Annotated in this window: 17 protein-coding genes and 1 pseudogene; 15 read left to right on the top strand and 3 right to left on the bottom strand. The window is 50.8% G+C overall.

From position 1 onward, the window contains the following. Positions 1-44: 44 nt before the first annotated feature. On the top strand, positions 45-1,235 hold the full coding sequence (locus E6W40_RS27610; protein WP_136608780.1) for a DUF4317 domain-containing protein: 1,191 nt from the start codon (positions 45-47) through the stop codon (positions 1,233-1,235). A 289-nt stretch (positions 1,236-1,524) separates the two neighbouring features. Here E6W40_RS27610 and E6W40_RS27605 read toward each other — a convergent pair whose 3' ends face one another. Together E6W40_RS27605 and E6W40_RS27600 are read right to left on the bottom strand one after the other, a co-directional pair. Continuing rightward, the gene (locus tag E6W40_RS27605) at positions 1,525-2,928 is read right to left on the bottom strand and encodes an MFS transporter (RefSeq protein ID WP_136608779.1); all 1,404 of its coding nucleotides are present in this window, start codon (positions 2,926-2,928) and stop codon (positions 1,525-1,527) included. A gap of 22 nt (positions 2,929-2,950) precedes the next feature. Further along, entirely contained in the window at positions 2,951-5,251 is a 2,301-nt protein-coding gene (locus E6W40_RS27600; protein ID WP_136608778.1) for a glycoside hydrolase family 2 protein, read from the bottom strand. Between the two features lie 156 nt (positions 5,252-5,407). Between E6W40_RS27600 and E6W40_RS29665 the strand changes: the two genes are divergently transcribed. From E6W40_RS29665 to E6W40_RS27550, 10 genes are all read left to right on the top strand, one after another. Further along, positions 5,408-5,953, top strand: a complete 546-nt coding sequence (locus tag E6W40_RS29665) for a hypothetical protein (protein WP_168929082.1) — start codon at positions 5,408-5,410, stop codon at positions 5,951-5,953. Continuing rightward, entirely contained in the window at positions 5,925-6,653 is a 729-nt protein-coding gene (locus tag E6W40_RS27590) for an AraC family transcriptional regulator (protein WP_168929081.1), read from the top strand. The genes E6W40_RS29665 and E6W40_RS27590 overlap by 29 nt, the downstream gene beginning before the upstream one ends. A 189-nt stretch (positions 6,654-6,842) precedes the next feature. Then, positions 6,843-7,436 (top strand): hypothetical protein, encoded by a 594-nt coding sequence (locus E6W40_RS27585; RefSeq protein WP_136608775.1) that lies wholly within the window; start codon positions 6,843-6,845, stop codon positions 7,434-7,436. Between the two features lie 60 nt (positions 7,437-7,496). Next, positions 7,497-7,946, top strand: coding sequence for a peptidylprolyl isomerase (locus tag E6W40_RS27580; protein ID WP_168929080.1), 450 nt, complete (start codon positions 7,497-7,499; stop codon positions 7,944-7,946). Positions 7,947-8,066: 120 nt separating this feature from the next. Further along, on the top strand, positions 8,067-10,157 hold the full coding sequence (locus tag E6W40_RS27575) for a right-handed parallel beta-helix repeat-containing protein (RefSeq protein ID WP_246073223.1): 2,091 nt from the start codon (positions 8,067-8,069) through the stop codon (positions 10,155-10,157). A 380-nt stretch (positions 10,158-10,537) separates the two neighbouring features. Continuing rightward, a complete protein-coding gene (locus tag E6W40_RS27570; RefSeq protein WP_136608773.1) occupies positions 10,538-12,283 on the top strand; it encodes a sensor histidine kinase in 1,746 nt (581 codons plus the stop codon). Positions 12,284-12,285: 2 nt separating this feature from the next. Continuing rightward, positions 12,286-12,795, top strand: a complete 510-nt coding sequence (locus tag E6W40_RS27565; RefSeq protein WP_246073222.1) for a response regulator — start codon at positions 12,286-12,288, stop codon at positions 12,793-12,795. A gap of 143 nt (positions 12,796-12,938) precedes the next feature. Further along, positions 12,939-13,307 carry a hypothetical protein gene (locus tag E6W40_RS27560; protein WP_136608772.1) on the top strand — a complete coding sequence of 123 codons (369 nt, stop codon included), beginning with the start codon at positions 12,939-12,941 and terminating at the stop codon, positions 13,305-13,307. After that, the gene (locus E6W40_RS27555; protein ID WP_246073221.1) at positions 13,276-13,515 is read left to right on the top strand and encodes an S-layer homology domain-containing protein; all 240 of its coding nucleotides are present in this window, start codon (positions 13,276-13,278) and stop codon (positions 13,513-13,515) included. The genes E6W40_RS27560 and E6W40_RS27555 overlap by 32 nt, the downstream gene beginning before the upstream one ends. A gap of 684 nt (positions 13,516-14,199) precedes the next feature. After that, entirely contained in the window at positions 14,200-18,402 is a 4,203-nt protein-coding gene (locus E6W40_RS27550; RefSeq protein ID WP_136608770.1) for an S-layer homology domain-containing protein, read from the top strand. A gap of 258 nt (positions 18,403-18,660) precedes the next feature. Here E6W40_RS27550 and E6W40_RS27545 read toward each other — a convergent pair whose 3' ends face one another. Beyond that, the gene (locus tag E6W40_RS27545; RefSeq protein ID WP_168929079.1) at positions 18,661-19,557 is read right to left on the bottom strand and encodes an S-layer homology domain-containing protein; all 897 of its coding nucleotides are present in this window, start codon (positions 19,555-19,557) and stop codon (positions 18,661-18,663) included. Between the two features lie 12 nt (positions 19,558-19,569). Here E6W40_RS27545 and E6W40_RS27540 point away from each other — a divergent pair, with 12 nt between their 5' ends. The 4 genes and pseudogenes from E6W40_RS27540 to E6W40_RS27525 all read left to right on the top strand — a co-directional run. Further along, positions 19,570-19,914 carry a hypothetical protein gene (locus E6W40_RS27540; RefSeq protein ID WP_136608768.1) on the top strand — a complete coding sequence of 115 codons (345 nt, stop codon included), beginning with the start codon at positions 19,570-19,572 and terminating at the stop codon, positions 19,912-19,914. Then, positions 19,904-20,545 carry a hypothetical protein gene (locus tag E6W40_RS27535; protein ID WP_246073220.1) on the top strand — a complete coding sequence of 214 codons (642 nt, stop codon included), beginning with the start codon at positions 19,904-19,906 and terminating at the stop codon, positions 20,543-20,545. The genes E6W40_RS27540 and E6W40_RS27535 overlap by 11 nt, the downstream gene beginning before the upstream one ends. Continuing rightward, the gene (locus E6W40_RS27530; RefSeq protein ID WP_246073219.1) at positions 20,517-22,664 is read left to right on the top strand and encodes a restriction endonuclease-like protein; all 2,148 of its coding nucleotides are present in this window, start codon (positions 20,517-20,519) and stop codon (positions 22,662-22,664) included. Before E6W40_RS27535 ends, E6W40_RS27530 begins: the two co-directional genes overlap by 29 nt. Then, a pseudogene (locus tag E6W40_RS27525) lies at positions 22,618-22,752 on the top strand (IS3 family transposase); the annotation flags it as partial. The gene E6W40_RS27530 and the pseudogene E6W40_RS27525, both read left to right, overlap by 47 nt. Positions 22,753-22,766: the final 14 nt, after the last annotated feature.

Genomic DNA, 22,766 nt, shown 5'->3' with positions numbered 1-22,766 from the left:
TACTTATAAAGCCAATTTACTTTCTAGGAGTTGTCTAACGAACCATGAACAAGAAAGAAGTCGCGCACATACGCAAGCAGTTTAAGCTGGATAATCATTTGATGAATATTTACGATATTCTTAACGTGTACATTATGAAGGAAACGAACGAAATTTATCACTGGGAGCGGAATCCCTTTGAGCTCGTGGACCGGGAGAAGCAGGAGCTGTACATGGGGAATTTCAAAAAGCTGCTGACCGGCGAATTGGATCATAAGCTGTTCGAGCTGAGGTTCAAGGAGGAAGCGGAAGATCAGAAAGACCCTTCGCGGGTGCTGCTTCACCAAGCTCTGCAGACGGGGGATCCGGAGGAGTGGCAGGATCTGATGCTGCTGCTCGTGGACAAAATGATGGCGGATGCGAGGTATGAACGGGATACGGTTATTACGTTCGTACGCGGACAATACTACCGGCCGACCAAGGCGAGGAATGATGAAGCCGAGGAGACAGGGAATGACGAAGTGTTCGGACATCCGTTCATTCTATGCAGCGTGAACTCTACGGAGAAGCAGCGGAAGGCGCTCTTGTTCGACTATGTGGAGAGAGAGTATAAGTACAATATCATAGTAGATCCGATTATCAAGCTCAGCACACCGGAGCAAGGGTTCTTTTTTCCCAGTGTGACGGACAATTATTCCGACGTGAACCGGGTTCTATATGCTACTGGGAAATCGAATGATCCGAATGAGCGGTTCATCTCCGAGGTGTTGAACGCAGAACGGTCCGTGACGGCCATGGAAGAACGGGCGATCTTTGAAGACATCGTGAAGGAAGTGGCGGGTGAACAGCTGGACTCCGCCACGATCGCGCATGTGTACGAAGAGATTCATCATGTGATTGAATCCCACCAGGATGAGGAAGAACCCGCGAAGCTGGATTATACCGATGTGGAGCGCGTGCTGACCGCAAGCGGCGTAGACAATGTGACCAAGGAAGCCGTGGAACGGGCGTTCGAGACCATCGTTGACGATAAGAACTATGAACTAAAGGCGAACAGCGTGATCCCGAAATTCACATCCAAATCGATCAAGATCGATACCAAGGTAGCCACGATTACGATCAGCCCGCAGGATTTAAGGTATATTAAACAGGTGAGTTTTCAAGGCAAACGCTGCATTATGATTGAGGTTGACGAAGATGCTGTTATCGAGGGCTTTACGCTGAACACAGAGACCTTATTGGAAAAAGCGGAGTGAAGCGATAAAGCAGCGGTTACTCGAGCCGGGGTTGCCGTGTTGATCGAGCGGCTTCTGCAACAGTCCGCCTGGTATAATTGCGTACCGGGCCATAGAAGACCGTTCGCCCACACGAAGAGCAAGTCGAAATAATAGATATGAAAGAGAATGTCCCGTAGGGGGACATTCTCTTTTTTACGACTAGACGCCTTTTAACTAAAGTTGAGTGAGCACCAGTGGTCGCCGTACACTGCTCAGTGCTCCTAGAAGCGGGAGCCGAATTTGGGATGGAGGGGATGCAAACATGGCTCTACCGCCTATTTCTCCTTGCCGACAAATCATAAGCCATCTGGTTCGTGCGCTGCTTGTTCAGCGGATACAAGAACATAAGGACGAGGAATACCACCAAATATATAATCGCAGGTACTAAAGTCCCCAGAGAGAAGATGCCATGTAATGTCTCTTGCGTCTGTTTCTCGATAGCTGAGTTATAACCGACGGCTGCGATGGCGAATCCGCCGATGCCTCCTGCAATAGCTTGGCCGATTTTTCTTGCCATAGAATAGAGCGCGTATACGGTCGCGTCCTCGCGTAATTCGGTCAAGAATTCATGATAATCGATCACGTCGGTAACGAATGCCCACGATACGATGCTCATGAAACCCATCCCGAACATGCCGATCCCGGACATGATGATGTACTGCATCAGCGTAGGCTCCGGTAAGAGAAAGATGATGAAGTATGAGATGGAGGCGAGCAGCATACCGATCGACGCGACTTCCTTCTTTCCGAACCGGGCAACCAGCGGCTTCGCTAACGGAATCGCAAGGAATGTAGCGGCGATCTGGACTAAGCCTACCACGCTTAGTGCAGAGGTATTTCCGAAGTAATCTTTGAACAAATAGGTGTTTACCGTACCAGAAAGCATCGTACAAACGAGCATAATGAGCGAGGCGGCCAATATCGAAATTAAAGGTTTATTTTTGATCAAACCTTTCATCGTGCTGCTCAAATTCACTTTTTCTTTCGTGATTTCGGGCGCGACGACCCGTTCCTTCGACAGCTTATAGCATGCCAGATAGCAGCATAATGCCAGCACTCCGAACACCATCGCGGCCATAAACATGCGATCGGCTGAAATTTTATTATCCACAAACACGATCATCGGCCCCAACACACCAATGACCAGGCCGGCTAACATGGCGCCCATCGTTCTCCAAGTGGATAACGTCGTACGCTCGACCGGGTCATTGGTGATTACGGATGCCATGGAACCGTAAGGGATATTCACCGTGCTGTATAAGGTTCCCCATGCGATATACGTCACGAAGGCCCATGCGAGATAGAACCCGTTAGACATGCCCGGAATGGAGACGAACATCAACGCACCTGATACGACGAGCGGCAGGGACATTCTTATAATCCACGGCCTGAACTTCCCATTGGAGGCTGCCTTTCGCGTATCGATGAATCGCCCCCAGGCCATATCGGCGAATGCATCCCACAAACGGGCGATCAGAAACAGGATGCCGACCGTCGCCGCGCTGATATGAAACACATCCGTGTAGAATACCATTAAGAAAGAGCTGGTGAGAATAAAGAAGAAGTCGTTTCCCAAATCGCCGAACAAATAACCGAATTTATCTCGCCACCCGAACGGACGGTCTTGACCGACCGAGGGGGGCGCATCGCTTCTTAGAGCCGTATTGGGCATACTTGCACTCTCCTTCTTTATTTCACTTCTTAATTTGGATTAATTCTTTATTTAACCGGTATAGGAATTTATCGGAGAGTTCGTCCGACAGGGACGCAAGCATATCGATCTTGAGCGATTTCAACATGTCGAACATCGGATTCTCGCTTAAGTCGCCCATGAACTTCTTCAGCACCGCATTCGATTGTTCGTTTGCCATCAGCGCGCCGATCGTATCGCGGGTCGAATAAACGTCCGCCGTAATCTCGAGCTCCTCCACTTCAATGTCGTCGTGGGCATCCTCCGGCACCTTGAACCAGTTGGATACAACGCCGCCTTTACTTTCCGGAGCTACATAGCTGAGGTTGGGCTCGGCAATTTTGCTCCATCTGGCGACATCCTGATAGATTTCTCCGTCCGCTTTCGCAACCGCCTTGATCTCGTTCAAGCCGTCCTGCAAACGGATATTCTCGAACATGAAGATATGATTGTCGCCCGATTTCGCAGCGATTTCCACGCCGTTAACATGCAAGATCACTTCATCGCAGTTCGAATACAATTTTACGTTGATATCGGAATCCGGCCGGTCAACGAAACGTTTGCCGGCAATATGGACGAACTTGCGATCCGACCAATTTGCTTTGTATAGATAAAAGGCGTCTTTCTTGATTTTACGATCATACGTGACCAAGCCTTTGTTGTTTCTTCCCTTCACGCCGCCTTCATTACGGATGTTGGCGCCGAAGTCGAACATATTCCACACATAGGTCCCCCAGAGGTAAGGGCGCTTCGCAAAAATATTCCAAACCTTTTCATGCAAGAGCGCATGATATTCTTCCGTATAATCCTTCACCTTCGGTTCGTTGCTGTGATATTGCAGGATTCCTTCGACGCCGTATTCCGAGATGCCAAGATTGACGTTCGGATTCTTCTTATGGTAACGATCCAGCCAGCCTTCGAAGTCTTCCGCTTTTCCGCCGTACCAGCCAAAATAGTGGTTATATCCGATCGTATCGGTAATATAGTTGTACTCATCGTCCATTTCGACGAAGCTGACATTCGCCATGGTCGTCAGACGAGTCGGATCTTCCCTTTTGGTCAGCTCATGCAATTCCTTGACCAATCTTCGGACTTCCGGCCTGTCGCCGCCGATTTGGATTTCGTTCTGTACTCCCCATAGCATGATCGACGGATGGTTGAAGTTCTGGCGGATGAGCTCTATCATCTGTTGCTTGGCGTTGATGCCTTCGAGCTCGGTTTTCGACATGACCGAAATAAACGGAATCTCCGCCCAGATGACCATGCCTTCTTGGTCGCAAAGATCGTAGAAATATTGATCATGCTGATAATGAGCCAAGCGAATCGAAGTGGCACCGATTTCTTTGATGAGTTCCATATCTTCTTGATGTTCCCGTTTCGTGATGGCCCAGCCCATGTCTTTGCGGTCTTGGTGCCGGGAGACGCCGTGCAAAGGAAGATGCTCGCCGTTCAAGAAGAAGCCTTGCTCCGGATCTACCCTGAAATATCGTACGCCGAAAGGAATGGAAACCTCGTCGATCGTATCGTTGAAGCTGGTTAAGGACACCTTGGCTTGATAGAGATAGGCATTTTTGCGACCGTTCCATAGCATAGGATTATTGATCACGGCAGGGATCGCGACTTCCTTTGTTTCTCCGGCCGCCAAAACGACTTCTTGCGCCGTATAGGCAACGGATTCTCCGCGATGATCGAGAAGATCCACCCATAGCCTTACTTTCTTTTCTTCGTCCCGGTCATTCTTAATCTTGGCTTTGATGCTTAAGGCCGCCTGTTCATTCGTGACGTCTTCCTGGACGATATAAATGCCTTGGGAACCATAATCGAGCAAATCGAAATGTACCGGGTTCGCGATCACGAGATTAACATCCCGATAGATTCCGCCAAAAAACGTAAAGTCGGCCATTTGGGGATAAACATCGTCATAGACCGTATTATCGACCTTTACAGCCAGTACGTTGGTTTGGCCGAACTTGACCACGTCCGTAATATCGAAGCGGAAGATGGAGTACCCGCCTCTGTGATGGCCGATATGGATGGCGTTAACATAAACATCCGTTATGCTGTTGGACCCATGAAATTCGATGAAAATTGTATTGCCCTGTTCACGGGATGGGACGGTGAACTCTTTGCGGTACCAGCAAGCTCCTTTGAAATATTCGAAACCGTTCGCTCCGTCAATCGCGTTCCAAGTATGAGGAAGATCGACGGATTCACAGTTTTCGTTCGGATAGGCAGCAAGAATTGCACCTTCGTCATCCTCCTTTGAAAATTTCCAGCCTTGGTTAAGATTCCATGTCTTTCGCACAGCAAGACCTCCCTTGGTTGATAAAGCGCTTACTATCGCAAGCTTGTGAAAGCGCTTTTATTGAATTATATTAGTTCTAAGGTCTTGGGTATCGCATGATTTTTTCTTTAATAGCACATTTTTGATTCATTTTGAATCGTGAAGGGGGAGACAGACATGAATCAGATCCTTGAGGCTTTTCATAACCATTTCCAAAAAATCGGCTTCATGATCCATACGCTCACGAAAATGGATGTGCGAATCACGAATCTGGACGGGACGATGCTCGTTCAGCAGGTCCATCATGAAATTCCGGCCGTGCTGCAGTATCTCCATGAGGATTTCTCCGTCATAAACGGCAGTCTTGAAAATCATCCCTCGAATCGTTTTATTCATTACGTGAATGCTTATGATCTCGGGTATATCGCGGCAGGCATTTGGGATAAGGGGGAATTCTGCGGATCCATTGCGGTAGGACATATTGTCGGGCATTCCTTCAATGGACTCCATGAGCTCGATCATGGCCCTTCATCAACTGCCGATCGGTCAGCGGACATCTTTATGGGCATTTTACGAGTCGCTTCCGGTGATTTCCGGAAAGGAAAAGGACGCACTGGGCGATTTGCTTATCCGCCTGTCTCATGTGGAGCCTATTCAGGCACACGAGATCGCGCTGCAGCCGAGGCCCCTCCCTATGGAAGACAGAACCGAAATCCTTGCTGAAAGCAACAGCATCATCGAGGAGAGGTACGAAGGGGAGAAGATCATGCTGGATCTCATCTCGAAGGGAGACAAGAAGGTAATCCGTTTGATCACCAAGGAACCGAACCCTCTCGATTTATTTTTGAATCGTTTTCCGGGTCAGCCGATTCGCGCTGTCAAAAACAGCCTGCTGGTGTTAAACACGCTTTGCAGAATCGCTGCCGAGAAGGGCGGCGTTCATCCCGTATTCATTCATCATTTATCCGCGAAATTCTCGGTTTTGATCGAAAGGGTTTCTTCTCTTCATCAGAGCAACTCGATGCTGATCCAAATCGTGAATGAGTATTGCGAACTGGCGCATACTTATTCGACCCGAAGTTACAGTTCCATCGTGAAGAAGGCGGTGGATTATATTCATTTTTATCTGGATCATCCCTTGACCTTACAGGAGATTGCCGATGCCATTCATGTGAATTCCACCCATCTGTCCAGAAAGTTTAAAGAGGAAACCAACATGAATGTGATTGAGTACATCCACCGGATGAGAGTCGAAAATGCCAAACTATATTTAGTCAGAGGGAAGTATAGCATTACTGAGCTCGCCTTTATGTTAGGGTTTAATGATGCCAATTATTTCGCAAGAGTATTTAAAAAGATCACTTCTCTTACCCCGTCCCAATACGTTAAAAGCTGCGAAAAACGCTCTTTGCATCGCTCTTAAGCCCTATCCTTTCTCCAGATAAGACCGTAGATGTTATCCATCTACAACGCCCTCTCCCTTCCCCCCCCAACTAGTAAAAATATCTAAACCCTATGTCAACAATTTAAAATTGCGCCGCCTCCGGCAACAGAACTACAATTTGAACAACACGAGGTACGATGAGGCTTTTTCCAGGAGGCGGTGCGTTTCATGGCAAAATCGGGACGTTCACGGATGAAGTACATATGGGCCGTTGCCGGCTGCTTGGTGCTGTCGGTATGCGCTTCGGCGGCGCTGGCCAAGGAGAAGCTGATGCCAAAGGAGGAAGTCGCTGGCAGCAGCGAAGCCATCGCGACGGTGGACGGCATGCCGATCGCCTTGCCGGAGTTTGAGAAAGCGGCGCGGCGGCAGATGTCCGGGGTGCTGAGTTATTATCACGACAAATACGGCGCGGCGCAGACAGCCGGATTCTGGACGAGCTCCTTCGGGGGCGAGGTGCCGCTTCGGATGCTGAAGCAGACAGCGATGGACGATGCCATTCGCATGAAAATCCGGCAGCGGATCGCAGCAGACGAAGATGCGCTCGGGGACATCGGCTATACCGGCTTTTTGCGACAGCTGGAGCAGGAAAATGCCCGGCGCGCGAAGGCCGTCGCCAATCATGAGGTCATTTACGGACCTGTCCAATATAACGAGGATACCTATTTCGAATATATGATGACGAACGCGACCACGGCGGTGAAGCGGGGCATGCTCGCGGATCTGCGCAGCCATGCGGAGGAGCAGACGCTGAGAGCTTTTTAAGAGCAGCATAAGCAGGAGCTGTACCAGACGCCCGGCTCGGCCCGGGTGCTCAGCCTGTCGGTGTCTTTTTTGAATGCAGACCATGAAGCAGATCCCGCCAGGAAGAAGCAGGCGGCTGCGAAGCTGCGGGAAGCGGAGGCGAAGCTGAAGCAGGGCGCGGCATTCGAGGGGATCGCCCGCGCATACTCGGACAGTGGAGCTGTGCAGGAGCTGAGCTTTAACCTCGCGAACGACCGTCAAAACGCGCGAAGCCCGGTGGCGCAGACGGCTGCCAGAATGAAAGCCGGGGAGACGAGCGGCATCGTCGAGGAGAATGGAAGCCTGTATCTGCTGAAGTGCACGGAGAAAGTCGAACCGGGATCGGCGTTTAGCAAGTATGAGGATATCAAGGATCAGGTGGAGCAGGATTACATCGACCGGCAGTACGAGGAACGGATTCGGCAGAAGCTGGCCGCAGCCGAGGTGAAGGTCAACGAATCGCTTTATGAGCAATGGAACGTCCAGGACTAGACGAAAGCATTACCCGACATTTTTGTAAACGCTTCACTTACCGGTGAGGCATTACATACGGCGGAGCGGAGCACCACATGCCGCATTCGCCAAACATGAATCGAGGGAGGATACAAGCTCATGTTAAGAAGGACAGCCAGAAAAGCATTCAGCGTGCTGACAGCCTTGCTGCTCGTCACGGGTTGGGTTGGCACCGATGCTGCGGTCAAGGCCGACGGGGCATCAGGAACGACCTACTACGTGGACAACGCCGCGGGCAATGACGGCAACGCGGGCACGAACCCGGACAAGGCGTGGAAGAGCCTGGACAAGATCAATACGACGACGTTCGCGCCGGGCGACCATATTTTGTTCAAAGCCGGGGGCTCCTGGCAGGGACAGCTGTGGCCGAAGGGCTCGGGCGCGGACGGCAGTCCGATCGTCATCGACAAGTACGGGTCCGGCGGCAAGCCGCTGATCGCCGGGGTCACGAGCGAACTGCAGACGGTTTTTTTGAAAAATCAGCAGTACTGGGAGATCAACAACCTTGAGGTGACCAACCCATCGCCGGAGCCATTTTCCCGCGATTGGAAGGGTGCGCGCGGGGAACGCCGCGGGGTCTACATCCTCAATGAAGAAAGCGGCATTCTGAACCATATTTACATCAAAAACCTGAACATCCATGACGTGGACGGCGTCTATACGACGCGTTCGGGCGGAATCATTTTCGATTCCGTGGGTTCCTGGGTGCCAAGCGCCTTCCACGATGTGCTGATCGACGGCAATACGCTGACCGACGTGGACGCGTACGGCATTTATATCAGCTCGAACTGCATCCTGCGCTACGGCATGGGCGACCTGTGGGAATGGGTACCGAAGCCTTACGGGGCGTGGACGCCTTCCACCCAAGTGAAAATTTCGAACAACACCGTCGTACGGGCCGCGACCGGGGGCATTGCCTGGAACGTCACGGACGGCGCCGTCGTTGAACATAACACGGTGCAGGAAGCGACGTACCTGGCGACCAACGCGTCGATCTGGTGGGCTTACGCCGACAACAACGTGGTGCAGTACAACGAATCATTCGCGGCCAAAAACGGCTCTGAGGACGGCACCGGCTTCGACGTCGATGCAGGCAACCTCGGCTCGCTCGTACAGTACAACTATAGCCACGACAACGCCGGCGGGTTCATGCTGTACGTCAACGACACCTACAACACGATCAACACGATCGTGCGGTACAACATCAGCCAGAACGACAAAGCCCGCATTTTCCGCTACAGCGGATCGATCGACACGGTGCTCAACTACAACAATACGGTGTACGTCGGCGCGGCTTCCGGAAACCCGGTCATGAGCGATTACTTCACGAAATCCTCGGGCAGCCCGAAGAACATCAAAAACTACAATAACGTTTACTACAGCACCGGTGATAAGGGCTGGACCCTAACGGGGCAGACCTTCGACTCCAATGCCTATTACGGCGGCAAAACGCTTGTCAGCGCCGACGCCCACAAGGTCACCGCCAATCCGAAGCTCGTCAATCCGGGAAGCGGCGGCACTGGTATGAACACGGTGAACGGATACCAGCTGCAGAGCGATTCTCCGCTCATCGGCGCAGGCGTTCCGATTGCGGACAACGGCGGCCGCGACTACTTTGGCAACCCGCTGTATAACGGCGATCCGGATATCGGCGCATTCGAGTACCAGGGAACGGTGCCGCCGGCCACCGGCAAGACGCCGATCACTTATACGCCGGCTCCGATCACGCCGATGCCGAAGCCGCCCGGACCAGACCCGGGGAACCTGGCGCCGCTTGCGACCGTTACCGCGTCCGTGGCAACGCTGTCCGGCAGCTCCACCAAGGGCCTGACCGATGGATCATATGACAAGGCATGGTCCAGCGTAGCGAAAGGTGTGACGTTCCCGAACGAGATCACGCTGGATTTCGGCGCGAAATCCGTCACGGCCAACCAACTGAAGGTGGTGACGAGATTCGGGACGGGTCAGGGCGTTACCAAGCTTGACCTGGAATACTATAATGGCACGGCTTGGGTACCGCTCAAGCAGGGCATCCTGTGGACCTGGAAGTACGGCGATCAGACGAACGAAGCGCAGACGGTGGATTTCGCCCGGACGACCGCGTCGAAATTCCGTCTCAAGATCCAAGCGGCTAACCTGCAATGGGGTAACTTCGCGATCAACGAGCTGGAAATGTACGACAAGCACTAGCCAATCGAATACGAGACGCTACCCGCACCAGATGATCGTAAGGCAGATGCGGCAGAGCAGATACAGAACGTCGGCACCCGAAGCAAGGCTGGTTCTGGAATAGCGAAGCTTGTCCCGGCGGGAATCGGAAGACATGCGGGAGAAAGAGGGACATCCCTCTTTCCCGCATTTTTACCCGTAAGAGTTCATGAGTTCTCTCGGTTTCGTCCAAGGATCTGAATGGGCATGGGAGCAAGATCCCGCATGGCAGGCGTTTTTCATAGGCACAAGGAATCTTCCATCGGGACGGTTCTTTTTTTGTTCAGGAAGGGGCTTTCCCTTTCTTCCATTCAAACTATACTAGAGGTAGCGGAACATGAAACGACTAACGGGGGTAAGACATGAAGCTGCAGGCGGTAGGCAAGTCATCCAAATGGTACGTATACCAAAAAATCGTGATCGTGTTCATCTTGTTTATGCTTCCTCTCCTATCGATGAACATCTGGCTGAATTACAAGGGGATGTCCATCACCAAGCATGCCATCCTGAATTCCTCATTGGCAGGCGCGTCTTTTTATTCCAAACAGCTCGACAAGGAAATGTTTTTCATCCGGAACTTGCAGCTTCAGCTGCTGAACGACAAAGACCTTCAGAAGCTCGGCTTCCGGGGAGGTTTGCTTGGAAATTACGAGGAGGTTCAGCTGATCGACCAAGTTAGGGACAGGCTGTCGACCCTCACCGTATCCAGCGATTACGTGGTGAATGCCGGCGTGTATGTCGAGGCGGTCGGCAAAACCATTTCTACCGATACCGGCGTCACCAATACGCCCAACGCGGAAATGAAGCTGATTTCGTCTTTGATGGCGGAGAAGCCCAAGCCTTCGTTTTACCGGAGCGGCAGCCGTATCTTCCTGATCGAAACGGAGAACAACGGCGGCATTTGGTCCTATATCGAAATTTCCAGGCCCAAGCTGCTCGAAGCGCTGCAGGAAATCGCCGCACTATACCCGCAATCCGAGGTGCTGCTCGGCAGCAAGGAGCTCGGCACAGTGCTGACGACAGCGAAGGATATGAAGGAGTCGAACCGGATGCTCAGCCTGACGTCGGAGCCCGACGTGCAGGATGCGGACGCGTCCGAAATCCGCAAGCTGAACGGAGTGAGCTATTTTATCATACCGAACCAGGTCAGCTCGCTGCATCTGTCTCTGCTGATGTACGTAAACCAGAATGAAATCACGCGTCCCTTGAGCCATTTTATTACCTGGTTCTATACGCTGTTTATCATAGCCGTTATTGTGATGGTGCTGTATTCGTTTTCGGTCAACCTGATGATTCACCGGCCACTGTCGAAGCTGGTCAAGGCGTTCCACATGATCGAGACCGACAATTTGAACATCGTCATCGATTCCAAGACGAAGGATGAATTCCATTACGTGTTCAACAGCTTCAACAATATGGCGCAAAAGCTGAAAGGCTCCATCGAGGAGAACTATGAGCAAAAGATCGCCCTGCAGCATTCCCAGCTGAAGCAGCTGCAATCGCAGATCAACCCGCATTTTTTGTACAACAGCTTTTTCAACATCTACATGATGTGCAAGGTCGGCGACGCCGACAGCGCGGCCGAGCTCTCGCAGAAGTTGGGAAGCTATTACCAGTACATTACGCGGAGCGGTGCGGACGAGGTGCCGCTTTATAAGGAATACCGCCATGCGCTCGATTACTGCGACATTCAGTGCATCCGGTTCTCGAACCGCATCGCGTACGAATACGAGGCCATGGCCGACGTTCCGCCGTCCCTGACCGTGCCGCGGCTTATCATCCAGCCGATCGTCGAGAATGTGTTCGAGCATGCTTTCGAGGATGGCATGATGGCAGGCATGATCTATATCGGCACCGAATACCGGGATGGCCGGCTGCGGGTGACCGTGGAGGATAACGGGAATTTGGCGCAGGATGACGTGATCGAGCGGCTGCGCGATAAGCTGGCGATGGACTCGAAGCTGATCGAGAATACGGGGCTCGTGAACGTGAATAACCGCCTGCAGCTGAAATACGGTCCGGACAGCGGAGTGCTTGTATCCAAAAGCGCCTACGGCGGCCTGAGAGTGGACCTGATCATTATGCTTGAAGATAAAGAGGAGGCGTAACCATGTATCGACTGTTAATCGTAGACGACGAGCCGGTAATCGTGAACGGCCTGGTTCAGCTTTTTCAGGAAAATACGGAGTTTGAGCTTGACGTATGCAAGGCGTATTCCGCCAAGGAAGCGCTGGAGACGGCAAAGAAGATGAAGCTCGACATTCTGGTCAGCGACATCCGCATGCCTCATAAAAGCGGACTGCAGCTGGTGGACGAAATTACCTACTATTGGCCGCATTGCCGGGTCATTTTTCTGACCGGATACAGCGAATTCGAATACGTGCATGAAGCGCTGCGCAAGAGCGCGGATAACTATATTTTGAAAACGGAGGGCATCGATCCGATTTTCGAAGCGGTGAAGAAGGCGTCGGCCAAGCTGGACGAGGAGAACCGGTGCAGAATCCGCGAGGAGACGCTGTACGTGCCGGCTCCGCTGCTGCGCGAAGGCAGCAACGAGATCGTCGTGTTCGAGCTGTACGGCTGCGATTCGCCACAGGTGGAGTTCGTGGAAACGGCGTGAGGCGGCAACACTGACACCGATGCGGGAGAAGGAATCACCAATTCCGCGTCGTTACGGTGCCAGCGTCTGCAGCTCATCTCGACGGATGGTAATTTACGATTCTACCAGGTAAAACGAGTGAGGTTCGTTTAGGAGATGCGGTCATGATCTCGATTCCAGCTGGCGCGACAAACCAAGAACTGAAATTAACGATCGAAAAGGTACTGAATACGCAACTGCTTCTAACGAATAGAGAGGTTATTGTCAGCCCGATATTTGAGCTTATGAAAAACTTCCCGGAAAACTTCAATAAACCGGTCACGTTAACTTTTACTTTCGATCCGGTAAGTTTGAAAAGCGATCAAACGGCGGCTGTATTTTATTATGATGAAGCGAAGAAGATCTGGATTAGGGTAGAGGGCGGCAGGATCAAAGAAAACCGCACTGACTTTTATAGATTCAGCCAGCATCGGCACTTGGGCACAACATGCGGTCGCGCAGGTGGTTCAGCTGGGTATGATGAAGGGTTATGAAGACGGTACTTTCCGTCCGAATGCAACCATCACACGAGCTGAGATGGCCGTAACCCTTACAAATGCAGTAGGCCGTATCAGCGAGGACAATATTGAAGCAGGCTTCGCTGATGACAACGAAATTCCAGCTTGGGCCAAAGGCAGCGCTGCATTCGTGATGTGGGCCGGTATAATGCAGGGAAAAAACAGTAACCGGTTCGTCCCCTAAGAAGCTGCTACCAGGGCTGAGGGGGGTCACGGTCCTGCTGAATATAGCAAGTGGAGAGATCTAACCAGTTCAACTAGACATGAAGAAGGGCTTCCGGCACAAAATGCTGGAGGCCTTTTCTAATTGATGTTTGGAGTAAATTATAAGTATATTCAATCTGCATTTTATCTACTTCTATACTGAGGATGATTTCTAAGTTGGATAGCTATGTTCTCTTGGCCATTATGATACACAATATTATTGTTCTTGCAGTTCAATAACACTGTAGTGGCTTCGTCAGGGTACTGAATAGCTCAAACTAATGCCACTACAACTCTATTGCAGCGTGCATTATACACAGGTTAGAGAAAAACTGACGCTTATCCAAACTATAGGAACGGATGCCTTCTGGGAACACACTAATATACTGAATTTTAATAAGTACGTAAGTCCCGTTAACAACGCTGGACTATGAAACCTTGTAGAAGATCCATAGAGGTGAACTTGGTACAAAAATAATGACAAAAATTTCGTTTTTGTGTGATAAGATTAAAAAAATTCCTATTTCTAGAAGAGGTGAGGCGGTGTGCCTGTATTTGGGCTAACAGGAAATCTGTATTTCGATATAGTTATTTGAATAAAAAAATCATAGAGAGACATCACAACGATACACAAATGAAAATTTACAGAATCGGAGGAAATTAGATGCATTCATTTAGGAGATTGTTCAAGCGTGAGATGACATTCGCCATCCTGGTGCTCATCATTGTTTTTTCGTATTTTCCGACATCCCCTGTGAAGGCGGCGACTCTCGGAACAGTCACGTTCACGACAGGAGGTGACATTAGCGGAGACACGGTTACTGCAGGTCAAGGGGGCTCATCTCCAATTCCGGGCATGACGCTGCAAATCATAAGCAACGATGGATTTGGTTGGAGTTACGAGCAGCCTTATATAAAATCTGGTATTGCTGCAAGTTATGGTGATAAAGCTTCATCTAGTTTGATTACTATTAAGAGCAGTGATTCTGAGATCAACTTTGATTTTCAATCCTTTTTTGTTGCCGATTATGGGGGTGGACCGATTACGGTAACTGGATACGATAATAGCGTTCCTATTGGATCAGTGAATTTGGATACCACTGTGAACGGCTGGGAGAATACGTTTACGCAAAGCAACGGGTTGACAGCATCCATATTTCAAAATGTAGACGAGGTGCGCATTACACCTCAGATTCCAGGAAATATGTGGATTGCCCTCAACGATATCCAAATCGGAAGCCCAATGATCGCTATCGCGCCGTCGATCACCGGCCAACCGAGCAACGCAACAATTGCAGCCGGCGGCAACGCGAACTTCTCTGTGACGGCGTCGAATGCGACCGGATATCAATGGCAGGTGAACACAGGAGCAGGATTTACGAATATCTCTAATGGTGCGCCGTACAGCGGAGCGACAACCCCAACTTTGACGATTACCGGAGCCACTGCAGGCATGAACGGTTACATGTACCGGGTCGTCGTCAACGGAGCGGCAGCGCCTAACGCAGTATCGAACGGCGCGACGCTTACGGTGAATACTCCGCCGTCGATCACCGGCCAACCGAGCAACGCAACAATTGCAGCTGGCGGCAACGCGAACTTCTCTGTGACGGCGTCGAATGCGACCGGATATCAATGGCAGGTGAACACAGGAGCAGGATTTACGAATATCTCTAATGGCGCGCCGTACAGCGGAGCGACAACCCCAACTTTGACGATTACCGGAGCCACTGCAGGCATGAACGGTTACATGTACCGGGTCGTCGTCAACGGAGCGGCAGCGCCTAACGCAGTATCGAACGGCGCGACGCTTACGGTGAATACTCCGCCTTCAATTACCGGCCAACCGAGCAACAGCACCATTGCAGCCGGAGGAAGCACAACATTCTCCGTCACGGCAAGCAATGCGACCGGCTATCAATGGCAGGTGGATCAAGGAGCAGGGTTTACGAATATCTCTAATGGCGCGCCATACAGCGGAGCGACGACCTCAACATTGACGATTACCGGAGCCACGGCGGACATGAACGGCTACATATATCGGGTCATTGCCAGTGGGGCGGCAGTGCCTAACGCAGTATCGAACGGCGCGACGCTTACGGTGAATACTCCGCCTTCAATTACCGGCCAACCGAGCAACAGCACCATTGCAGCCGGAGGAAGCACAACATTCTCCGTCACGGCAAGCAATGCGACCGGCTATCAATGGCAGGTGGATCAAGGAGCAGGGTTTACGAATATCTCTAATGGCGCGCCGTACAGCGGAGCGACAACCTCAACATTGACGATTACCGGAGCCACGGCAGACATGAACGGCTACATATATCGGGTCATTGCCAGTGGGGCGGCAGTGCCTAACGCGGTATCAAACGGCGCGGCGCTGACGGTGAATACTCCGCCTTCGATTACCGGCCAGCCGAGCAACAGCACCATTGCAGCCGGAGGAGACACAACATTCTCCGTCACGGCAAGCAATGCAACTGGCTATCAATGGCAGGTGGATCAAGGCGCAGGATTTACGAATATCTCTAATGGCGCGCCGTACAGCGGAGCGACAACCTCAACATTGACGATTACCGGAGCCACGGCAGACATGAACGGCTACATATATCGGGTCATTGCCAGTGGGGCGGCAGTGCCTAACGCGGTATCAAACGGCGCGGCGCTGACGGTGAATACTCCGCCTTCGATTACCGGCCAGCCGAGCAACAGCACCATTGCAGCCGGAGGAGACACAACATTCTCCGTCACGGCAAGCAATGCAACTGGCTATCAATGGCAGGTGGATCAAGGCGCAGGATTTACGAATATCTCTAATGGCGCGCCGTACAGCGGAGCGACAACCTCAACATTGACGATTACCGAGGCAACGGCGGGAATGAACGGATATATGTATCGGGTTATCGTCGGCGGGGCGGCAGTGCCTAACGCGGTATCAAACGGCGCGACGCTGACGGTGAATACTCCGCCTTCGATTACCGGCCAGCCGAGCAACAGCACCATTGCAGCCGGAGGAGACACAACATTCTCCGTCACGGCAAGCAATGCAACTGGCTATCAATGGCAGGTGGATCAAGGCGCAGGATTTACGAATATCTCTAATGGCGCGCCGTACAGCGGAGCGACAACCTCAACATTGACGATTACCGAGGCAACGGCGGGAATGAACGGATATATGTATCGGGTTATCGTCGGCGGGGCGGCAGTGCCTAACGCGGTATCAAACGGCGCGACGCTGACGGTACAAACGGTTCCGGGAGCGCCAACACAAGTGTCCGCCGTCGCAGGGGATGGAGAAGCGACGATTGTTTTCCGAGCCCCCGCCGACAATGGCGGCAGCGTTATTACAAGCTATGAAGTTAAGGCATCTCCGGGCGGCTTGGTCCAGACAGGAACGACGAATCCGATAACGATCAAGGGACTAAGCAATGGAACAAGCTATACCTTTACCGTGAAGGCCGTGAACGATATTGGAGTTGGTGAACCTTCCGTTGTTTCCAACGCGGTCACACCAAGGGAAGCATCGACGAGCGATCCGGGCGGCAGCACAGTCCCTGGCACTAGCAGTCCTGCGCCAAGCATTCCTACCCCGAACGATCCTGGTTCTACCAACAAGGGTTTTGAAGTTTTGATAAATGGCAAGGCCGAAAAAATTGGAACGGCGACGACATCCACCGTAAACGGTCAAACGGTGACCACGGTGGTCTTAGATCCAAAAAAATTGGAGGCGAGACTTGCAGCAGAAGGGAATAACGCACGAGTTCAGGTCCACGTAAATTCAAACTCTGATGTGGTGATCACCGAGTTGAATGGTTCAATGCTTCAAATTATGAAAGGTAAGCGGACCATTCTTGACATACAAACCAATAAAGCAGCCTACGGGTTATTGGCAGAACAGCTTGACCTGGATTCCATTGCTACCCAGATTGGCAAGTCTTCTGTTCTGCAAGACATGAAGATCCAAATCAAGTTGGCCACTCCGACTGCGGATCTGATGCGAAAAGTGCAGGACGCGGCAGCCAAGGAATCTTTAATACTTGTCTCTTCGCCAATGAGCTTTAAGATTCAAGCAGTGTATGCCGGTACCGTTCATGAAATATCGCGCTTCGCTACTTATGTGAAACATTCTATCGCCATTCCTGACAGCGCAGCGGTCCAAGGTAAGATACTGACCGGCGTAATCATCGACCCCGACGGTTCGGTTCGGCATGTGCCGACCAAAGTCATAGCCAATGAGGGCAACTCCTACGCTGTCATGAACAGCCTGACCAGTGGTACTTATGCGGTGGTATGGCATCCGGTCGTATTTCGAGACACCGTGAATCATTGGGCGCAAAACGCTATCGATCATATGGGTGCGCGGATGGTCATCGATGGTACGGGAGAAGGAAACTTCGATCCTGACCGGAATATTACGCGAGCGGAATTTGCGGCGATTCTCACCCGGGGACTGGGACTCCATCCGGAACATGCATCAAGCGCATTTACGGACGTGAAAGAGGGGGATTGGTATAACAGAGCGGTTCAAACCGCCTATGCTTATCACCTGATTAACGGTTATGAAGATCGGACTTTCCATCCGACCGACAACATCACACGAGAGCAGGCGATGGTCATGCTTGCTAAAGCGATGGAGACATCAGGTCTCAAGCCCCAAATGACCACAAACTCAACGGAAGAAGTATTGCGTTCCTACACGGATGCGGTCGATGCTTCCCCATGGGCCCAAATCAGCATTGCTATCAGTATTCAGGCAGGGCTGATATCGGGAAGAACCGACACGATGCTAGCTCCAAAGGCACCCGTTACCCGAGCCGAGGTTGCGACGATGATCGAGAGGTTATTGCAAAAGTCCGGTTTAATCTGATTACGTGGTGCTTGAGTGGTCTGTCTGAAGCGTGAGGCAGGAAGTCATGCGATGAATAGAATTGAAAGAGGATGACCCTAATTAAACAGGTACCCATAGACTGACACTTATAAAGATAGGTGTCCGAGCTATGGGTACTTTTTTATATGAGCATTTTGCATTAACCCGAGCCCTTAATACACAAGGATTTTCAAGTATGAAGTCGCAGCTCTGGAAGGGATTGCAATGCCTTTCAGACGAGCCTAAGTTCAACTCGCTTTATTCAATTAGCTGGGATTCTCGAAGCAGTTTCTGTACCATCACGGCGGCTTCTGCTCGTGTAATGAACGCTTTCGGAGCAAGCTCCTTGCCACCGCGGCCGGAGACGATTCCTGCTTGTATGGCAGCGGCAATGCCGTCTCTTGCCCAGACACTTATGTTATTCTCATCCACGAAAGACTTGAGCAGTTCATCCTCCGCTTGAGAAGAAAGAAGCTGATCCTTCAACCCGGTCAGATTCATCGCGTTCGCGATGATCGCCATCGCCTGCTCCCGCGTAATGTTGTCGGCAGGGCGGAAGGTTCCGTCCCCGAAGCCGTTGATCAGATGATAAGTATGAGCTGTAGGCACAGCTCCGCTATACCATGCATCCGGCTTCACATCCGGGAAAAGAGATTCCGCGGCGTTGTCCGCCTTCAGCCCCAAGCCCTGAACGAGTATCGCTGCAAACTCTGCGCGGGTGATGTCGTGATCAGGATGGAACAGGGAATTGACGTCACCGCTCACCACCATGCGCGAGCCCAAGTCGTCCACAGCATCCTTGGCCCATTGCGCTATTACGTCATTGAAGGTGATCGGATGCCGAATGACGGCATAGGTGCTGTTCGATAGACTGAATACTTTGGCGTAGGCCTTGCCATGAAGCGTCACAATCCGAGTAGGTACATGACGGACAGTACCATCCGGCTCTATAACGACGGCCGTCGTAGCTTGACTGGAATCCGTGCCATCCGGAAGTGCGATCATTCTCTCCACGTAGTTGTCGAACTTGGTTACTTCCTTCTCCGTGGTGCCATAGATCCCCCTCACCGTAAAGTTTACCGGAGGGACGATAAGGGTGAATTCACCTCGGGCAGCAGCATTCTCGACGAGCCGCACCGTGCTTACCTGGCACAACAGCAAGCCATCGTGGAAGTCCGGACCAAGGACGCCACCTATCGATTACCTCTCCAGCAGCTCGACATTCCGTCACTGATCGGATCGATTGGAGACTCAGCGACGCTGCAAGATCTTACGGTTCAGCTTGAAATCGCTAAACCGACGACGGTTGAAGCCTGCAGTTCCCGGGAATGCGCAGGTAAGCTTGGAAAAGCCGCTCCGCTTCCTGCCAGATTGATCGCGTTTTCAGCGATACTTTCGCCGTCCTTGTACCCTAGCAAATCCGAAGGATCGCTCCCGCTCCGTTCACCGGGTCCCAGGATCTGTCCGGTGCTTTTCGTCCGGGACGCTTGGAGATTTGTACTTGCCAGATAACGTGTACCTCATTGGAACAGTGAATATGGACGAGACGACCCATCCTTTTAGCAAAAAGGTGCTGGATCGAGCCAACACGATTGAGTTTAACTATATTGATTTGCAGCAATATCCTAGTCTTACGAGCTCCGAAAAGGTAACCACACTGCCAGTACATAACCACTTTTTACGAAGTGACTATTTGCAGTTGGTGGACGTGTATCAGGAATACACCGATTTGGTTCATTCGGCAACGGAGAAATTGGTGAGAATCAATCATATTCTTGAGGAGGTTCATTCCCACGTCGGTTTTCGGATTAGAGATTCGATCTGTTTTTATATGGTATATAACAAGCGCTTCGAGTTGCTTACGGACGACGAGGCGTTTGATTTGCAGTTGCTTCAGAAAATCCTTCCTCGTGTGCAAGGCAGTAGTATGTCCGTGAAGCGGGTTCTTTTGCAATTGATGCAAGGCGCATTAGGCAGAACGTTACCGGTTGCGGAGCTGCTGGAGGACGCGTCGGAGCTGTATGCCAAATGGAACGATAACCAGGAAGAAGCTAAGGCGAAACATCCACAAAGCGCTCGTAAAATAGCCTTTATGCTGCGGAGGTTAGAGGAAGATGGATTTACCTCATACTGGCTCTCCTAATCAGAGCGTGGAGCTATTGCGCGTAGAAACGAACCTGTTCAACCTCTATATCCAGGGAAAGCCATACCACCCAACGGTTGAATCGATGCAGCTTCATCGGACGAATGAGGGGGATTGGATCGATACAAGTCTACACATCCCATCGCTTTCCGATGAATGCGTTATTGAAAAGGTCTCCTTGTTTTCACCTGAATTAGGTGAGCTGATTCCATGGCAGACAGGCGAGAAGAGCTATCCTTTGTTTTTTGAGACGCAGTCTTATGAGCTTGTCATCGAGAAAAAGCAGCCATTACCAATCACGTTTCATCATGAAAATATTAATCTTCGTGGATCTATTAAACCACTGGGTCAGGCCATTTTATCCGGTATATTGAATTTTCAGAATGAGGTGGGACTTACCGATCTGGAGCTGAGATTGAACGGCTATGTTATTTTTCAGCTTCAGCTCGAGATTTTTCCATCCAAAATGGATTACAAACAAGATTACCAGATGATTTTGAATGATGTGAATCAGCAAATCTATAATTTGTCTTTTGATTTTTTGCGTAAAACCTATCATTTAACAGGCCTGAAGGAAACACGGAATCAGAGTCTTACGGAGTTTTTTACAATTTTACAGCATGTGTTCGACCAGCTCGTTCAGGCCGTAGAGAGGATCAAGTCCTCTCCCCATTACAAGCTAGAAAAGGAAATGAGAGTCGTCGAGGCAGCGCGTGTTAAGAAGACAGGGAAAGAAAATATGGCCTACTTAACGAAAAGACCTCATTTGCTTGCTCCAGACGAGAAGGTTGGATTCATTCATGCGAATGGGCAAACGTTATCGCCTAGCCACGCTTTAGAAACGAAGCAGCGCATTCAGTATGATACGCTGGAAAATCGTTTTGTACGGTGGGTGTTGCAGCGTGTGTCTACGAAGCTCAATCAGCTGAAAGCCAAGCTATTGGATAAAAATCGCTTGCAAGACCCGCTTCTCCTGAAGCGGTTGAACTTTATGCAAACACAGCTGCAGCGGCTGCTGCGATTGGATTTTCTGAATGTAGGCGAGATGAAGCAACTGTCCGTATCCATAGTCTTGCAAATGGCGCCGGGATACCGGGAAGTGTATCGTAACTATTTGATGCTGATGAAGGGATTATCGATCCAAAGCGATTTGTTCCGTCTATCCATGAAGGATTTGGCGCAGCTATATGAGTATTGGTGTTTCTTGAAGATCCATGACTTGCTTAGCCGCAAATATGAACTAATTAAACAAGATATCATCAGGGTGAATCGGACGGGTGTATTCGTGACGCTGGATAAATCGCAGAAGGCGCGAATGGTATACCGCAACCCAAGTAATGGGGAAGTTTTTACGCTGTACTATAACTCGTTACCTAGAGGCGATCGCAGTGCGACGCTCGGGCAGAAGCCGGATAATGTGCTCACTTTGAAAAAGAATGAATCGGCGGTGGAGTATAAATATATTTTTGATGCCAAATACCGAATCAATCCCACATACGAAGGAACTCCTTATAATGCCAAGTACAAGCAGCCAGGTCCGGAGGAAGATGATATCAATACGATGCACCGGTACCGGGATGCAATTGTTTACGAGGATGGACAGGACCAAGAGCTAGAGCGAAGCATGTTCGGGGCTTATGTTCTGTTCCCTTATCACGACGAGGAGAAGTTCAGAGAGCATCGTTTTTATAAAAGCATTGAGCTTGTGAATGTGGGGGCTTTTCCATTTCTGCCGGGCTCGACCGAGCTTATGGAAGCTTTTTTGGATGAGATTATTATGGATAGTCCGGAAAAAGCGTACGAGCGCTCGACCAGACCACGAGGGACGAAAGCTTACTTCCAGAACCAAATGTCCGGCAAAAATGTGTTGGTAGGTTCGCTTAGGGAAGTAGCTCAGCTTGAAGTAACGCTTCGGCAAGGTTTCTACCATATCCCGCTCGAGAATATATCGGATCATAAAATATTGACCCAGATCGAGTATATTGCGCTATACCAATCCAAGGGGAGGTTTGCTAAGGCAGGGGAAACCGGAATCCATTGGTATGGACGCGTCCTAGACTGGAAGGATGAACTTCCAAAGTCTTCGTCATCTGGAACTGGAATTATACGATTACGTTAATTGGTTCAACAAGCATCGTATTCATGGGACATTAGGTTATATGACTCCTGTTCAGTATCGCCAAGAAGCCCTTAAAAAAGTTGTCTGATTTACTGTTGACAA

This window comes from Paenibacillus dokdonensis, assembly GCF_004916975.1.
Classification (GTDB): Bacteria; Bacillota; Bacilli; order Paenibacillales; family Paenibacillaceae; genus Paenibacillus_AQ; species Paenibacillus_AQ dokdonensis.
This window is presented reverse-complemented; position numbering and strand designations above follow the sequence as displayed.

Excerpts from the sequence above, each read along its gene's own strand:
- E6W40_RS29665 (WP_168929082.1), top strand. The coding sequence starts at position 5,408 with ATGAATCAGATCCTTGAGGCTTTTCATAACCATTTCCAAAAAATCGGC.
- E6W40_RS27530 (WP_246073219.1), top strand. The coding sequence starts at position 20,517 with ATGGATTTACCTCATACTGGCTCTCCTAATCAGAGCGTGGAGCTATTG.
- E6W40_RS27565 (WP_246073222.1), top strand. The coding sequence starts at position 12,286 with ATGTATCGACTGTTAATCGTAGACGACGAGCCGGTAATCGTGAACGGC.
- E6W40_RS27585 (WP_136608775.1), top strand. The coding sequence starts at position 6,843 with ATGGCAAAATCGGGACGTTCACGGATGAAGTACATATGGGCCGTTGCC.
- E6W40_RS27560 (WP_136608772.1), top strand. The coding sequence starts at position 12,939 with ATGATCTCGATTCCAGCTGGCGCGACAAACCAAGAACTGAAATTAACG.
- E6W40_RS27570 (WP_136608773.1), top strand. The coding sequence starts at position 10,538 with ATGAAGCTGCAGGCGGTAGGCAAGTCATCCAAATGGTACGTATACCAA.
- E6W40_RS27575 (WP_246073223.1), top strand. The coding sequence starts at position 8,067 with ATGTTAAGAAGGACAGCCAGAAAAGCATTCAGCGTGCTGACAGCCTTG.
- E6W40_RS27610 (WP_136608780.1), top strand. The coding sequence starts at position 45 with ATGAACAAGAAAGAAGTCGCGCACATACGCAAGCAGTTTAAGCTGGAT.
- E6W40_RS27550 (WP_136608770.1), top strand. The coding sequence starts at position 14,200 with ATGCATTCATTTAGGAGATTGTTCAAGCGTGAGATGACATTCGCCATC.
- E6W40_RS27605 (WP_136608779.1), bottom strand. The coding sequence starts at position 2,928 with ATGCCCAATACGGCTCTAAGAAGCGATGCGCCCCCCTCGGTCGGTCAA.
- E6W40_RS27590 (WP_168929081.1), top strand. The coding sequence starts at position 5,925 with ATGGAAGACAGAACCGAAATCCTTGCTGAAAGCAACAGCATCATCGAG.